The organism is Bacteriovorax sp. Seq25_V, assembly GCF_000447795.1.
In the GTDB taxonomy this organism is placed as follows: Bacteria; Bdellovibrionota; Bacteriovoracia; order Bacteriovoracales; family Bacteriovoracaceae; genus Halobacteriovorax_A.
In genome coordinates, this window is record NZ_AUNI01000014.1 from 174,998 (window position 1) to 190,321 (window position 15,324).

Sequence of the window (15,324 nt, forward strand, 5' to 3'; positions counted from 1 at the left end):
AAGAGGCAATATGAAGCGATTAGTAAAGTATTTGGGGATATTCATTATCGTCATGTTCTCCGTTGTGAGTGTTTATCTCTCGATGATCTATCGTAGTATTCCTGAACAGAGTAGCCTCAAAGAAGTTTTTCTCTATACCACGTTCTTTGAAGATCGATTTTTTGACCTTAGAATGAAACAAACAATTGACGAGACTGTTAAAGACGATCGCATGGTTTTAGCAGATATTGACGACTACTCCATTAGGAATCTAGGATCATGGCCAATCGACAGAAGTAACTGGGCGACTTTAATTGAAAAGCTTAAGCTCTATGGAGCAAAAATTATCGCCTTCGATGTTTTCTTCTCTGAGGAAAGTAAGACATGTAACGGTTTTAATCCTGACGATGAGCTAGCGAGAGCAATCGAAAGTTTTCATGAAATTCCAAACAATAGAGTTATACTCCCATACAACCTCGATCTTGCAGGTTCTGAAAATTTTGAAACAACACCAGAAGATCTTTATGGCTTCAGCTTTACAAGTAAAACTGGCGGAGAGGCCTATGAACTTTTACCTACGACTGTTTCAACTTCCGTTTATCCAATTAGGAAACTCATAGATGCTGAACCTTCATTAGGTTTTATTGAAGCTCGTGCTGATAAAGACGGTATTATGAGACATTACCGTGCATTAGCAAATATTTACAAAGAAATTTACGTTCCTTCATATGGCCTAAGTGTTTATCAACATACAACAGGAGAACTTGAAGAAGGTGCCGCTGAAAATGGAGTAAAAGGCACATCTTTGAATCTTTTAACACTTGATGAGCCGTACATTGAAACAGAGAAAGGAAAAGTATATCTCAATGAAATTGGAGAAACAAAGATGCGCTGGAGTGGAGGTATTCAAAAATTCCCACGCGCTTCAATTTATGACATCATCTCAAAGGCTGATGATGATCAAGAAATGCATGAAATGTTTAAGAATAAAATTGTCTTCGTTGGAGCTTCTGCTTTTGGTGCCTACGATCTACGACATACCCCTATAGACCCAATGCTACCAGGAGTCTATTTCCACATGAACTTCACAAAAATGCTTCTTGATGGAAACTTCCTACAACCATTCTCTGAGTCAGTTAAGTACTCATGGGCCCTACTTCTCATCTCTGTTTTATTATTACTATTAATCCAACTTCGAGAAAACCCGGTATTAGATATTTTTACTGTTGTAGTTATTCTAGGCTCAGTTTACTACTGGGATACATATTATCTCATCCCAAAGGGTTACGAAAACAGACTATTTTTCTGCTTTCTGGCTGTTATCGGTTGTTACTCATGGAATACATTCGTGCATTTCTATATGGCAAACCAAGACAAGGCCTTCTTAAAAAATGCTTTTGGAAACTATATCTCGCCAGAACTTATTGATGAAATGTATTCAACAGGAGAACCTCCAAAACTTGGAGGAGACAGTGGGATCAGAACAGCTTTTTTTACAGATATTCAGGGATTTTCAACCTTCTCAGAAAAACTTTCACCTACTCAGCTTGTAGAGCTTTTAAATGAATACCTCACGGTCATGACAGATATTCTCCTGGAAGAGAAAGGAACACTGGATAAGTATGAAGGTGACGCTATTATCGCCTTCTTTGGTGCGCCAATGCCACTTGAAGATCACGCCCGCCGAGCATGTATTGTTGCTCATCGTATGCAGATGGCCTTATTAAAATTACGTGATAAATGGACCGCCGAAGGTGATAAATGGCCAAAGATTGTTCACGATATGAGAATGAGAATTGGGCTTAATTCAGGGGAAATTGTAACAGGAAATATGGGTTCAGCTTCACGAATGAACTATACAATGATGGGCGATTCTGTAAACCTTGCTGCTCGCCTTGAAGAATCAGCAAAACAGTATGGAATTTTTACTCAAGTAGCAAAAGACACAGTTGACCTTGCTGGTGATGAGTTTATTTTTAGAGAACTTGATACTATTCGAGTTGTTGGAAAATCGGTACCTGTTACTACTTATGACCTACTCGGATTAAAGGGCGAAAGCGAAGCATTCCTAGAAGAGCTAGCAGAAAAATTTAAAGAAGGGATTGAAAGTTATAAGTCACAACAATGGGATAAGGCCATCGCAATTTTCACTTATACTTTAGAACTTGAATATCAACGCTTTCCGGATCTTAAAGGTGTTAAAACAAATCCTTCAGAAATTTATATCAAGCGCTGTGAGGACTATAAGAAATTGCCACCTCCACCAGAGTGGGATGGAGTGTTTACGCTAACAAGTAAGTAAAAAAAAAGGCCAGTTAACTGGCCTCTTTTATTTTCTAGTAATTTAAAATATCCCTCATGGCATTTAACACAAGGTCTGTGTTTGGAAGAATTGCTCTTTCAAGAATTCTGTTAAATCCAACAGGAGTATATGTAGAACCTACTCTCTTCACAGGAGCATCAAGGTGCTCGAAACCTTTTTCATTAATAAGAGCAACAATCTCTCCACCAAATCCACCAAATACTTTATCTTCGTGAACAACTAGACACTTATTTGTTTTAGCAATTGATTTTAAGATTGCTTCTTCATCAAGAGGAACAAGTGATCTTAAGTCAACAACCTCAACACTTGCACCTGTTTCAGCTTGAAGTTTTTCAGCTGCTTCAAGTGAGTGGTGAACAGTATTTCCATAAGTAATAATTGTTAAGTCAGAACCTTCTCTTCTAACTTTTGCTTTTCCAAATGGAACTTCAAAATCATCAGGAACAACTGACATTGCTTGTTTTGCATTATAAAGAGATTTTGGCTCAAGATATAAAGTTGGCCCTTCAGATCTCATTGATGTTCTAAGAAGACCAGCAGCATCGTCTGCAAATGCAGGACACACAATTCTAACACCAGGAATACCCGCAAGGTTACCTTCTAGGTTTTGAGAGTGGTATAGACCTCCTCCAATATATCCCCCGGAAGCTAGTCTGATTGTAACATTTGGAGCGAAAGCACCATTTGATCTCCAGTAGTCATGTGAACACTCAAGATATTGCTCCATTGCCGGCCAGAAGTAATCTGCAAACTCAGCACCCTCAACAACAACTCTAATATCTTTTCTGAAACGAGAGAATCCATTTGCCGTACCTAAGATATAATCTTCAGCGATTGGCCCGTTAAATACTCTCTCTTTTCCAAATTCTTGTTGCATACCTTTAGATACGTTGAAGATACCACCCTTGTCTTTGTTGGCCATATCTTGTCCCCAAATAAAAGTATCTGGGTTATGTCTAAATTCAGCTTTTAAAGTTTCATTGAGAGCATCAATGAACTTAATTTCCTCTCCAGTTTCATTATGAAGACCTTCTGGGTATTTTGTTGACTCGTACGCTGGTGCATATAAGAAGTCATAAATAGATGCTGGATCTGGATTTGGAGCTTTCATTGCAAGCTTATGTCCTTCTAGCATTTCTTCTTTTTTCTTTGCATCGATTGCATCAAGTTCTTTAGCTGTAAAAATTTTGTTTTTAATTAAAAGTTTTCTAAATGCTGCGATAGGATCTTGAGCTGCTGCTTCTGCTCTTTCTTCCTCATCTCTATAAAGCTCATGCTTATCAGAGTTCGAGTGCGAATGAATCCTTACACAACGTGCGTGAACGATAACTGGCTCACTCTTTTCTAAAGCAATTTTCTTCGCTTCAGTCATTGCGTTCATTGAATCGAACATATCTTTCCCATCACAATGGATGATGTGAAGATTTAAAAATCCAGTGAAGTTGTTTGCAACAAATTCGTTAGCTGTTTGATCACATTTTGGAACCGAGATACCATAGCCGTTATCTTGGAAAACAAAAATTGCAGGAAGTTTCTCACGAGAAGCACCGTTAATTGCTTCATATACATAGCCTTCAGAAACTGAAGACTCACCTTGAGAAGAGATCGCTACACCTTTGTGGTTGTAGCGATTCATTGCACGAGCAACACCAACTGCATGTAATGGGTGGTTCCCTGTACAGCTTGATACGTTGTGAATATTCCACTCAGGCTTTGCAAAGTGATTAGACATGTGACGTCCACCAGAAGCAAGATCTGTTGCCTTAGAAATCCCGTTTAAGATAACTTCTTCAGCAGTAAGACCTGCAGATACTGCAGTCATCATATCTCTATAGTATGGAAAAAGATGATCAGTTTCACGATCAAAAATTTGTCCAATAGCTAACTGAATTGCATCATGCCCTGCACATGGAGCGTGATAAGACCAACCAATGGCCTGCTTTAAGTAATTAGGTGCCCTGTCATCAAGTAGTCTTCCAAGAATAAGAAGTTCATACCACTTCTTTAATACTTTCTTGTCCGTAGACTTTATCGAATAAACATTCTTAGGCTTAACGATTTCTGCCATAAATACCTCAATATAATCATTAGTTTATATTCAATTTTGAAGGGGCATATTTACACACTCTACACAGATTGAGAAGTAATTTAGAACATTTCAGGCCAGATAGTTTTTGAACATGAGTAATAAATGTGACCTCAGTTGCCAAAATAGAAAAAATGAAGTACTGCTGCAGCAATCATAAGACAAGGAGAAGAGATGAAGAGATTGACATTATTGCTTGCTGCATTATTTTTAGTGACTTCATGTGGAAGCGACAGTGACAACAATACTGCGCAACAAAATAAATATATTGGTATTTCTGGTCAAATGTCAGCTGAAGGACAAGCACTCCTCTCTGGTGCCTGGTGTAGGGAGATAAATGCTAAGCTTTGCGATCAAAATAACACATGCGACGCAGAGCCAGCTGTCGAGAAACTAAACTTTCAAGCGAATGGAAAGTTAACACGAGAAGTTCAACTAGATAATTATTCAGACCGTTATGAATCAACAATGGACTGGGTATTAGTTGGAACAACTCTTGAGTTCAAAATGACAAATGGAGAAGTTATTCAAATGACAGTAAGCATTGTTAACAAGTGGACACTGAGGTTTTCAACACAGGAAGCGGGTGCCTATTTCCAAGCTTGCGACTAACGCGACACTTAGGAAAAAGCCTCTAACTATTGTTGTCAAAAAAATGCACGAGGAGTAAACTAAGCCATCTGAACATTGGAGTTTTAGTTGAAGTTTTTGATCCCCCTCGTGCTTTCATTTAGTATTCTTGCAAAAAATATCGAATATAAAATCTCTTATCCTCACGGACTTTTTAAATTTGCCCTGACGGTTGGAGGGAGCACCCATGAGTCTCTTAAGCTTTACAACGTCGCCAAAGAAAAGAATTTTTTTGAAGCGATCGATCAAGAGGAGCTAAAAGACCTCCAAGAGGCCATCTACTTTTTAGAAAAGAGCTATCCCCTAGAGATTGGTAATAACTACTCACAGAATTTAATGGATCTCTATACGATAAGAAGCATTCAAGCAATTGACCTTAATGACTTTTATGAAAGGGCAATTGGCATTCTCCCTCTTCAGATTGAGAAGAGATTCTTTGATATATTAAGAAAAATTGAACCATTTTATAAAAAAGAAATATGGAATAATTCAATGTCTCCCTTATTGAACGTGAGACGTTCATTCGATAAATTTTCTGAAGAAATAAACCTCGATGAATTCTTCCATACATTGAAAACATTCTACGGCTCTTCGTGGCCAGACACTCAAAAGTTCTATGTTGGTCTGCACCCAATACCAGGAAAAGACGGACATACCACGGCACAATCAATTGGTATCGTCGAATCTGTTGGAGTATTGACAGAAGGGACTGATCTTCATGATCGTTTTGGAGTCATTATCCATGAAATGGCCCACTCGATTTATAGCGAACAAACAACTGAAACAATTGATCTTTGGAACAAGTGGATCGATGGGACAAGTTCAAAATATATTAAAATCTTAAAGGCAAATCTAAATGAAGCTCTAGCGACAGCAATTGGTAATGGCTACGTCTATGAAAAGCTTAGTGGCATAACTGACCAGACCCCATGGTATAACGACCCTGTTATTGAACCAATAGCAAGGGCAATGTTTCCACTAGTTAAGGAATACCTTAATCAGAAGAAGGCAATTGATGAGCAATTCTTCAAAAAAGTTACTTTAAAAATTGAAAAAGAAATACCATTTATCAATATGGCCTATGCCTCATACTTCAAACAACTTGCTTTAGTTTCAGAGTTGAAGGATATTTCTCCACCCAAATTAAGAAATATCTTAAGAGAGAACTTCCATTCGAATAGTATTTATGGACATCGACGAATCTCAAGTGAGTTTTTAAAAAATATCACCAAATACAAAAAAGAATCTCACTCTCTAGTATTAATCTCAAGAAATAAGAACTCTTTCAAAAAGATAGATTCTTTCCTTGAGAAAAAAGATAAACGAAAATTTCAAAAATATATAAAGAATAAAGACAAAACATTTTCACTTGTTGACAGCAAAGGGAATGGTTATTTCTTTTTTGCAGTGAAAGATGAAAATGATTTTCGATCTGAATTAGAAAAGCTAAGAGAATTAAAATACATCAAATAAGGAGTCAGAATGCCAGTAGCTAATTACGAACAGTATTGCCAAATGCTAGAAAAGGCCCAAAAAGAGGGTTACGCTTACCCAGCGATTAATGTGACATCAACATCAACTGCCAATGCTGCTCTTAAAGCTTTCGCAGATATGAAGTCAGATGGAATCATCCAAGTTTCAACAGGTGGAGGTTCATTTGCATCTGGTTCTCTAAAAAGTGAAGTTCTTGGAGCAATTTCTATCGCAGAACACGTACACACAATGGCAAAGCATTACGACATCTGTGTAGCACTACACACTGATCACTGTCACCCAGAAAAAGTAGACAGCTTCCTTATCCCACTAATTGAAGAGACTGAGAAAAGAAGAGAAAAAGGACTTCCTAACCTATTCAACTCACATATGTTTGATGGTTCAGTTTTAGAAACATCTGAAAATATAAAAATGAGTAAAATGCTTCTTGAAAGATGTGCAAAATCGCAAATCATTCTTGAAATCGAAACAGGTGTTGTTGGCGGAGAAGAAGATGGTGTTAACAACGAAGGAGCGCCGGCCGACAAACTTTACACATCACCAGAAGAGATGGTTGAAGTTGCAAAAGTTTTAAATCCGATTGGTAAATATATGTATGCGGCTACTTTTGGCAACGTACATGGTGTATATAAACCAGGAAATGTAAAACTTAGACCAGAAATTCTTAAAAAAGGTCAAGAAGCCGTAGCAAAAGAGATTGGTGGTGGTTATCAACATCTACTCGTATTCCATGGAGGATCAGGAAGTGAACTTAGTGAGATTCACGAAACTCTTAACTATGGTGTAATCAAAATGAATATCGATACAGATACTCAATATGCTTATTCAAGAGAAGTTGTAGACTATATGTTTAAAAATTACGACAGCATGTTAAAAATTGATGGCGAAGTCGGAAATAAGAAATTCTATGATCCAAGAGCATGGATGAAAAAAGCAGAGGAAGCAATGGCAAAGAGAATTGCGAATGCTTGTAAAGATCTTAAGTCTGATGGTAAATCAATCCTGCTTTAAGTTAAGAGATTGGCCAGCATAGCTGGCCTTTTTTTATTCGTCTGCCTCCGCAAGCTCCCAAATTCGAAGGATAATTTGCTCCAGATCATGAACAAAGAATGGCTTCAAGAAAAATTCTGTAACGACTCCTAATTCTAAATACCGCTTCTTATCAGCAGGATTATCACTTGAAGTTAAAATAAAAACAGGAAATTCTTTTAAAACCATCAAATTCTCGACCAAGAAATTATAAGAAGTGGAACCAGCGATACTAATATCAAAAATAAAAACACTTCTACTATTCTCAAAACTTCCATACTGTAGAAGGGCCTCGGTTGTCATATGCGCAACATATTCTATTTTTATATCTTTTTTTATATGAATATTTTCTATCGCCTTTTTAAAAAGGAGCTGATCGAACTCATCATCTTCAATAAAGTTATAAATTCTTACTTCTTGATTGCGATCCAAAAGCTGGCTCCTCCATCATTATTATTAAAGAAGCCGTAACGAGAATCATGTAATTCAGCAACACGCTCTACAATAGCAAGCCCAACACCAGTCGACTTCTCTTTTGAATAACTTTTAAATATCCCGAAAATTTTGTCTTGTATATCTTGAGAGACTCCATCTCCACTATCCTCAACATAAATAATATGTTCACTCGGAGTTTCATAATAGTTTATATTAATATACTTCAACTCCTTATTAGAATTATTAAGAGCACGAATTGAATTACTCACAAAATTTTCAAAAACAAGTGACATCTGAAAAGGAATGCATCGTACGTTTTTCTCTGACGGAACATTGAAATTAAATGAGATCAGGGGGTTTTCCATTTTTACTGTGTTAATGAATGTATAAAATAATTTATCAAGAGGTGTTTCGATAAACTTTTCTTTCTTCAAGTTTGCGACTTTCAAAATCCCTTCAACTAGTTCCCTAGCTCGTTGACAACTTGAATTGATGATCTCAACATACTTTTGCCTTTCATCTGGTACTTCTAAATCCTTTAACAAGAGATTTGTAAAACTCGATATATGCCTAATTGGGGCTTGCAAATCATGAGAAATAAAATATATAAACTCCTCAAGATCTTTAGTTAACGCTTCTAGTTCTTGATTTTTTTCTACAAGAATTCTCTCCTGTTTGGATCGTTCTGTATTATCAGTAACCATAGTAAAGAAGCCTTCAACTTTGCCATGCAAGATATAAGGAAGATAAGAAACATTAAATGTAACGGGGCCATTTTCAGTCTCTAAACTAGTTTCAAAATTAACCGCCTCTCCGGCCAATGCCCGATTGATATAAGGAAGAATATTTTCAAATAAAGAAGGAGGAAGAACCTCCTTAATAGAGTGGCCAATCATTTGCTCGACACTTTTCCCCCACGTACTCTCATATGGCTTATTTACCAGTAAATACTTTAAGTTTTTTGAAACAATAGAAATGAGCGCAGGTACTTTATTTAAAACAAGATTAATCATTGCCTCATTTTGATCATGGGCATCCTGTAACCTTTTAGCTTCTGTCACAATTTTAAAGATACAAATCTGGTCTGATTTTCGATGAACTATAGTGACTTTGATAAATTCTTCATTAACATTATAAACGTTATCATTTATGAAGTCTTGCCCATTGATATCGAATTTATCCTTAAATAGATCAGTGCCAGCATCAGCAGGAATAGGACCAAGAATGGTTTTAAATTTATCAGAGAGGTGCATATACTTAATTCTGTTCAAACTGCTGTCACAAATCATATAACCATCTACAATTTCATTTAAAATCGTCGAAAGCTCGTGTTCATCTTCAATTGCCAAAACATTAAAGTCTTTAACATCCCCAAGTCTTTTAAGCATTCTCGAGGCATACACGACCGTGGCAAGGGAGATAATTGCTGTTGCCATTTTTATGAGTCCAGTCGTGAAATATATGGGGAGCCAAATGGAAATAACCTCTAGAAAATGGGTAAGACCACAAAAAATGATAAATAGCTGAAATAAACGGAAGATGAGAATATTTGACAAATCTCTTCTCTTTGCTATGAAATTTTGAATGGCCAAAGGAATTAACATATAAGCAATGAATATCAGGGAATCTGATAATGCATGTAATGCTAGTATATCCTTCCTCCAAAGGTAACAAAAACCATGGGGCATGAAATCTGGGAGATTGTACATATTAGACATCCATATTAAAATAATATTAGTTTAATCATAACAACCCTTCAGACAAATGAGAAGAGAAATGAACGTGCTACTAATTGAGGATGACAAAATAGATCAGCTCCACCTGAGAAGTATCTTATTAGATGCCTACCCAGAGATCGAGCTCTCGATTGCTGAATCGATATCAGATGCAAAGGGCTATCTCGATCAAAACAGATATGATCTTATTATGTCTGATTACTATCTAAATGAGGAGAGCCTCGACTATCGAATGCTCAATAAACTTAACTCAATTAATACTCCTGTGATTATCACTTCTGGTCGCCTTGAATACGAGTTCTCCAAAACATTTAATAAACTCGACCATATTACTTTTATTGATAAATTAGATATTAATAATCGAACACTTCAAACAGTTTTTACAAAACAAATAAATGGCGCCAAGAGACAAATAACACTCATGCATGATGCCGAATTATTGAAGAAGAAAGTTGAAATTCTCGATCTCTTTACAAGTGGAATAAGTCACGATCTCAAAAATCCATTAAACTCTATTATTGGACTCGTTGATTATCTTGAAAAAGAACTTGCAACAGACGAAGAGAAAGTTGAAGTTCTAAATATTATAAAAAGATCTGCTCACGATATAAACGAAACTCTCAACACCTTACTTAACTACGTCAAGCTTGACTACACTTGTGAAACAGATGATTCAATTACATCTAAGAAGCATATCCAAACAATATATGACGAGGTAAAAGGTCAATTCTCTAAGAGTGTCGTTAACTTTAATATAAATGGCAATGCTCTAATAAATGCTCCTCAAGTGGCTTTTGATATTATTTTCAAAAACCTTATCTCCAACTCTATTAAGTATAAAACACCAAACAGACCACTTGATATCACCGTTGATATAAGAGAATCATATAATGATGGTGTCACAATTATATATAGTGACAATGGTCTTGGATTTACTGAAGAAAACAAAGGAGACATTTTTCTTGCGTTCAAGAGGCTTAATTCATCGAAAGATACTAAAGGACATGGGATAGGTATGACATTAGTTAAAAAGAGTATTGAACTATGTCACGCAACTATCGACTATGAGTCAACTCCAGGAGTTGGTACTACTTTCTATATGAAATTTAGCAAATAAAAAAGGGCACTCTCTGTGCCCACTTTAACGACTAAGCTAATGTCTTAGAGACAATCTCGTAAACGTTTTTAGATAATCCGTCGATAGCAATGATTGTTTCAAGTTCAGCTCTAGCAACTTTCTGAAGATCGACTGGCATCTTCTTAAGGCCTTTAAATGCACTTGCTAGTCTAGAAGCAACCTGAGGGTTAATTTTATCAACTTCCTTAATTTGAGAAGCAACAAACTTAATCCCTCTTCCACTTTCATGATTAAACTGAGCTTTATTACCTGCAAAAGTACCAACAAGTGCCCTTACAAGATTAGGAACTGTCTTATCATAAACATCACTTTCAAGAAGCTTAAGTACTGTTTCATAAGTTGAATCATCTTCGCTTCCAGCTTGAACGCCAAGCCACTTTTGCATAACAAGAGTCTGGTCTTTAAATCTGCTATAAAATGACTCAAGACATTCTGCTTTAGAAGCTAAATTATTGTGTACAATAACTTTTAAAGCTCCTAGTAAGTCTGTCATATTCGTTGCAGCCTTGAATTGCTTCGAAGCAAATTCATTTGCCTTAGAAGATTCACCAAGATAAGTTAGACAAAGATTTTTAAGCTTTCTTTGCCCCATCGATTTAGCATCAACCTTAAACTCCCCTTCATTACTTACAATTGAATTATAAATTTTAATAAATTCATCTTCATATCGAAGAGCGAGGTTCTTAGTCATTGCATCGATTGCTTTCTTTGATTCCGTATAAGCATGAATTTCTTGATCTTGTACAAGATCACTTATGCTTGGTAGAGTTAAACAGAGAGACTTAAAGTCATCATCAATTTTATCATCCGTAATAATTTTACCAAACGCTAACGCAAATTTTTCTTCAACGTTAGTAGAGCCTGTCTTCACCATCTCTTGCAGAAGTTCTTTTGCATAAGTCATAAATGATTCATAACGATTAAATTCATTTGAATCATTTGACATCAAGAAAGCTAAATCTTCTTTTGTCGTATTTGACTTGATCTTAACAGGAGCAGAAAAATCTCTATTAAATGATGGTACGACCTTTTCGGCCACCTCTGTAAAAATAAACTCTTCTACTTCATTTTTAAGGTGAACAATCCCTCTACTGATATCTCTTTGATCTGCACGATCTTTAAGTGTTAAGAAATGATCTTCTCCATTCGCTTTAACAAGCCCAAGCTTGATTGGCATATGAAATGGTTTTTTCTCAATCGTTTCACCACCTACTTTTTCACATGACTGCTTCACTGATATTTTAAACTCTCCAGTGGAAATATCATGAGAAAAGTTAACATCCAGTTTTGGAGTTCCGGCCTGGTCATACCATAGTTTGAATTGTGAAAAGTCATAATTTCCATTTGCCACACTCATTGCGTGTACAAAGTCTTCTGTTGTCACAGCACTTCCATCAAAAAGTTCAAAATACTTATCCATCCCCTTTCTAAATCCTTCAGGACCAAGGATTGTATATATCATACGAATGACTTCCGAACCTTTTTCATAAATTGTACTTGTATAGAAGTTATTCATCTCAATATAAGATTTTGGTTTAATAGGGTGTGCAGTAGGCCCAGCATCTTCCGCGAATTGGAATCCACGTAGTCCATTAACATCATTTATACGACAAACGGCTCTCGAGTTTAGATCTGCCGAGAACTCTTGGTCTCTAAATACGGTTAGACCTTCTTTAAGTGTTAACTGGAACCAGTCACGACAGGTTACTCTATTTCCTGTCCAGTTATGGAAGTATTCATGTCCAATTACCGACTCTATCCCGTAGAAATTGTCATCTGTTGCTGTTTCTTTATCAGCAAGAACATAAGCAGAGTTAAAGATGTTTAGACCTTTATTCTCCATCGCACCCATATTGAATGAATCGACTGCAACAACCATGTAAATATCAAGATCATATTCTAAACCAAAACGGTCTTCATCCCACTTCATCGATTTCTTTAAACTCTCCATTGCGTGGTGACATTTACTCTCATTTCCCTTATCGACATAAATTCTAAGATCAATCACTCTTCCAGACATAGTCGTGAACGAATCTTGAACCAGGCCAAGATCCCCCGCAACCAATGCATAGAGATAAGCAGGTTTCGGGAATGGATCATTCCATACTGCGAAGTGCTTTCCATTATCTAGTTCTCCACTCTCAATAAGATTTCCATTTGAAAGAAGAATAGGACATTGTTTTTTATCTGCAATGATTTTAGTTGTATAAACTGAAAGGTTATCTGGTCGATCAATGAAATAAGTAATACGTCTAAAACCTTCTGGTTCGTTTTGAGTACAAAAAATTCCACTTGACTTATATAGGCCATCCAAAGCCGTGTTAGCTTTTGGGTTAACTCTATTTTGAATCTCAAGTACAAAGTCAGTTGTTGGTAGATTGGAAATAGTCAGTGTTTCATTAGTAAAGACTAAGCTATCTTTTGCTAGTTCTTCTCCATTAATTTTTGCACTAATAAAAATTAATTCTTCACCATCAAGAACCAGTTTCTCTCCCGCATTCTTAACCTTTACATCCATTGTTGATTTAACAAGCGTATCCTCATCAGCAAGAGAAAATTCTAGATAGATTTTCTCAATTAAATAATGCGGCGCTTGATAATCTTTTAGATATTTTATTAATGGTGCTTCATTTTTCATTTTATCTCCTCAGTATGCCGGATTTATACATAATTTGAGCAAATTTGTCACAACTTGATACTAAAAAAAAATGGTATATCATATTAATTGAAGGATTATTTATGAGTGATGCTAATAAAAAGTACTATTTCACGCAGATTGATCAGGAGGAAGTGAAAAGCTTTCTCTCAAAAGCCGTTAAAGATAAGCAAGTTGCTGCGATTTGGCAAAAAGGTCAAGACAAGGACGCGGTAGAAGAATTCGAAATATTAGGATTCGACGAAGTATCGATGCGTCTTGATCTAGGATTTAAAGCAAGCCTACTGGCTAAGATTACTGGTTCAAAGAACAAGGATTCAGAGATTCTTTTAAAAATTACATTTGGCTCACTCTATATTTTTACAACTTCAATTCTAAAGTTTGATAAAGAAAAAGACTATTATACAGCTATTATCGATCGCGACATTTTCAAGTCTCAACAACGTTCCAACTATCGTCTTATGGCAAATCGCTTTATTAAAATTCAATTTAAAATTGATAATGAAGTTTTTGATGCTCTCGACATCTCTGCAGGTGGAACGAGCTTCATCGTCCCAACTGAAATGAAAGAGCGCTTCCCAAAAGAACAAATATTTCAAGGATGCGTTCTTAGACTAGCAGGTGTGAACTACACCATCCCAGAAGCAAAAATTGCGGGAACTTGGGATAGCGAATTTAAAGATGGAAGTGGAAATATAGTTGCTGGATTAAAAATTGGTATCTCATTTGTAGACCTCCCAAAAAAGATTGAAGAGGACCTTTTCCTTTCTATTAACACTGAAGCCCGTGGAGAAGAATTAAGAAAGAAAGCAGCTGCCGCGAAACAAGGTTAGATTTCTTCAAAAGGCCTGTGACATTTTGAATCACTTACAAATTTTAATGGATCAAGGTTTAGCTTCTTAGCAAGAGAGTCTGTTGCGTTTAAAAGGTAATACGCTTCTTCTTTAGCGAGTGCTTGGGACTGCTTAGAAAGCTTTTCAATCCCAGAGTAAATATCATTTAAACGGCTTGGGCAATCAATTTTCATCGTTGTGATATAAGCATCAATATGCGCGAGAAGACCGGAATTTAAAATCTCTTTATAGGTCCTATCGTGCCAACCTGGATTATAACGAGAGAGATGAACTGCTGCCCTATCAATATTTTTTTGCCCAATAAGATAAAGGTAGTACTTCTCTAAAAACTTTCGAAGCCTTGGATGATTGGGAATAAATTCAATTAAACTAACGGCCAAGGAATACTCTTGCTCCTTTTCGATAATCTCAAGTAATCTATCGAGATACCTATTCTTTAACTCCCAAGAATCATCTGATTTAATTTTTAAAAGAAGAAATGTTCTTTCACTTAAAATCTCTTTAAGCGAAGCTTCATAGGCTACGACGTAGTCGCGACAATCTCTTGAATTACAATGATAGAGCCCAAGTCCAAAGGCATGAAGATTTTTACTTGAAAGACTCTTTAAAAACAATTTCTCTTCATCTTCGTTTTTACTTACCTTTGAAAGTTGGCCAAGTAGATGAAAAGTATTAAAACCATCATAAGAATAAAGACTTTCAAAATGTTTTTTGAGATATGCACGCGTTTCATTGACACGAGAACTTTCTAAAAAAATTGGATTTGAAAGATCTAAGGCAGTACATGTCTCAAGTTTCATACACTCAAGACCAGTTCCAAGACCACTGTTAATTTTATTAACTGCCTTGCCCGCCTCCAAGCGCTTTAAAGAAGGCACGACAATCCATCGACCAAAGAGGCCTATAACAAGGAGAACAAAAAAGAGATTTTTATTGATCATAATTCACTAGATAAATGTTTCAA

At 36.2% G+C, this 15,324-nt stretch carries 11 protein-coding genes; 6 read left to right on the plus strand and 5 right to left on the minus strand.

Going from position 1 to position 15,324, the window contains the following annotated elements; translation table 11 throughout:
- Nucleotides 1-10: 10 nt before the first annotated feature.
- Nucleotides 11-2,281: an adenylate/guanylate cyclase domain-containing protein gene (locus M900_RS17090; RefSeq protein WP_021274031.1), complete on the plus strand. Its 2,271-nt coding sequence runs from the start codon at nucleotides 11-13 to the stop codon at nucleotides 2,279-2,281.
- 34 nt (nucleotides 2,282-2,315) lie between these two features.
- Here M900_RS17090 and M900_RS07075 read toward each other — a convergent pair whose 3' ends face one another.
- Nucleotides 2,316-4,370: a thiamine pyrophosphate-dependent enzyme gene (locus M900_RS07075; protein ID WP_021274142.1), complete on the minus strand. Its 2,055-nt coding sequence runs from the start codon at nucleotides 4,368-4,370 to the stop codon at nucleotides 2,316-2,318.
- 192 nt (nucleotides 4,371-4,562) lie between these two features.
- On the opposite strand from M900_RS07075, the gene M900_RS07080 reads away from it, so the two are divergent.
- The 3 genes from M900_RS07080 (at nucleotide 4,563) to fbaA (ending at nucleotide 7,523) form a co-directional block, all read left to right on the plus strand.
- Nucleotides 4,563-5,000 carry a hypothetical protein gene (locus tag M900_RS07080; protein ID WP_021274124.1) on the plus strand — a complete coding sequence of 146 codons (438 nt, stop codon included), beginning with the start codon at nucleotides 4,563-4,565 and terminating at the stop codon, nucleotides 4,998-5,000.
- An 87-nt stretch (nucleotides 5,001-5,087) separates the two neighbouring features.
- Nucleotides 5,088-6,491, plus strand: a complete 1,404-nt coding sequence (locus M900_RS07085; protein ID WP_021274036.1) for a hypothetical protein — start codon at nucleotides 5,088-5,090, stop codon at nucleotides 6,489-6,491.
- 9 nt (nucleotides 6,492-6,500) lie between these two features.
- Nucleotides 6,501-7,523 carry a class II fructose-bisphosphate aldolase gene (gene fbaA, locus M900_RS07090; protein WP_021274156.1) on the plus strand — a complete coding sequence of 341 codons (1,023 nt, stop codon included), beginning with the start codon at nucleotides 6,501-6,503 and terminating at the stop codon, nucleotides 7,521-7,523.
- A 33-nt stretch (nucleotides 7,524-7,556) separates the two neighbouring features.
- Here fbaA and M900_RS07095 read toward each other — a convergent pair whose 3' ends face one another.
- Both M900_RS07095 and M900_RS07100 read right to left on the minus strand, forming a co-directional pair.
- Nucleotides 7,557-7,973 carry a response regulator gene (locus tag M900_RS07095; RefSeq protein WP_021274065.1) on the minus strand — a complete coding sequence of 139 codons (417 nt, stop codon included), beginning with the start codon at nucleotides 7,971-7,973 and terminating at the stop codon, nucleotides 7,557-7,559.
- The gene (locus tag M900_RS07100; RefSeq protein WP_021274243.1) at nucleotides 7,952-9,412 is read right to left on the minus strand and encodes a PAS domain-containing sensor histidine kinase; all 1,461 of its coding nucleotides are present in this window, start codon (nucleotides 9,410-9,412) and stop codon (nucleotides 7,952-7,954) included. The genes M900_RS07095 and M900_RS07100 overlap by 22 nt, the downstream gene beginning before the upstream one ends.
- Before the next feature lie 340 nt (nucleotides 9,413-9,752).
- Between M900_RS07100 and M900_RS07105 the strand changes: the two genes are divergently transcribed.
- Nucleotides 9,753-10,829 carry a hybrid sensor histidine kinase/response regulator gene (locus M900_RS07105; protein ID WP_034731798.1) on the plus strand — a complete coding sequence of 359 codons (1,077 nt, stop codon included), beginning with the start codon at nucleotides 9,753-9,755 and terminating at the stop codon, nucleotides 10,827-10,829.
- 31 nt (nucleotides 10,830-10,860) lie between these two features.
- On the opposite strand, the gene pepN is transcribed toward M900_RS07105, so the two are convergent.
- Entirely contained in the window at nucleotides 10,861-13,488 is a 2,628-nt protein-coding gene (pepN, locus tag M900_RS07110) for an aminopeptidase N (RefSeq protein WP_021274150.1), read from the minus strand.
- A 101-nt stretch (nucleotides 13,489-13,589) separates the two neighbouring features.
- On the opposite strand from pepN, the gene M900_RS07115 reads away from it, so the two are divergent.
- A complete protein-coding gene (locus M900_RS07115) occupies nucleotides 13,590-14,339 on the plus strand; it encodes a PilZ domain-containing protein (RefSeq protein WP_021274047.1) in 750 nt (249 codons plus the stop codon).
- Here the strand turns inward: M900_RS07115 and M900_RS07120 are convergent.
- The gene (locus M900_RS07120) at nucleotides 14,336-15,301 is read right to left on the minus strand and encodes a hypothetical protein (RefSeq protein WP_021274014.1); all 966 of its coding nucleotides are present in this window, start codon (nucleotides 15,299-15,301) and stop codon (nucleotides 14,336-14,338) included. The two genes, M900_RS07115 and M900_RS07120, sit on opposite strands and share 4 nt — an antisense overlap.
- Between the last annotated feature and the right edge of the window lie 23 nt (nucleotides 15,302-15,324).

Coding starts and splice junctions, on each gene's coding strand:
- M900_RS07080 (WP_021274124.1), top strand. CDS start 4,563: ATGAAGAGATTGACATTATTGCTTGCTGCATTATTTTTAGTGACTTCA.
- M900_RS07105 (WP_034731798.1), top strand. CDS start 9,753: ATGAACGTGCTACTAATTGAGGATGACAAAATAGATCAGCTCCACCTG.
- M900_RS07100 (WP_021274243.1), bottom strand. CDS start 9,412: ATGGCAACAGCAATTATCTCCCTTGCCACGGTCGTGTATGCCTCGAGA.
- pepN (WP_021274150.1), bottom strand. CDS start 13,488: ATGAAAAATGAAGCACCATTAATAAAATATCTAAAAGATTATCAAGCG.
- M900_RS07075 (WP_021274142.1), bottom strand. CDS start 4,370: ATGGCAGAAATCGTTAAGCCTAAGAATGTTTATTCGATAAAGTCTACG.
- M900_RS07120 (WP_021274014.1), bottom strand. CDS start 15,301: ATGATCAATAAAAATCTCTTTTTTGTTCTCCTTGTTATAGGCCTCTTT.
- M900_RS07115 (WP_021274047.1), top strand. CDS start 13,590: ATGAGTGATGCTAATAAAAAGTACTATTTCACGCAGATTGATCAGGAG.
- fbaA (WP_021274156.1), top strand. CDS start 6,501: ATGCCAGTAGCTAATTACGAACAGTATTGCCAAATGCTAGAAAAGGCC.
- M900_RS17090 (WP_021274031.1), top strand. CDS start 11: ATGAAGCGATTAGTAAAGTATTTGGGGATATTCATTATCGTCATGTTC.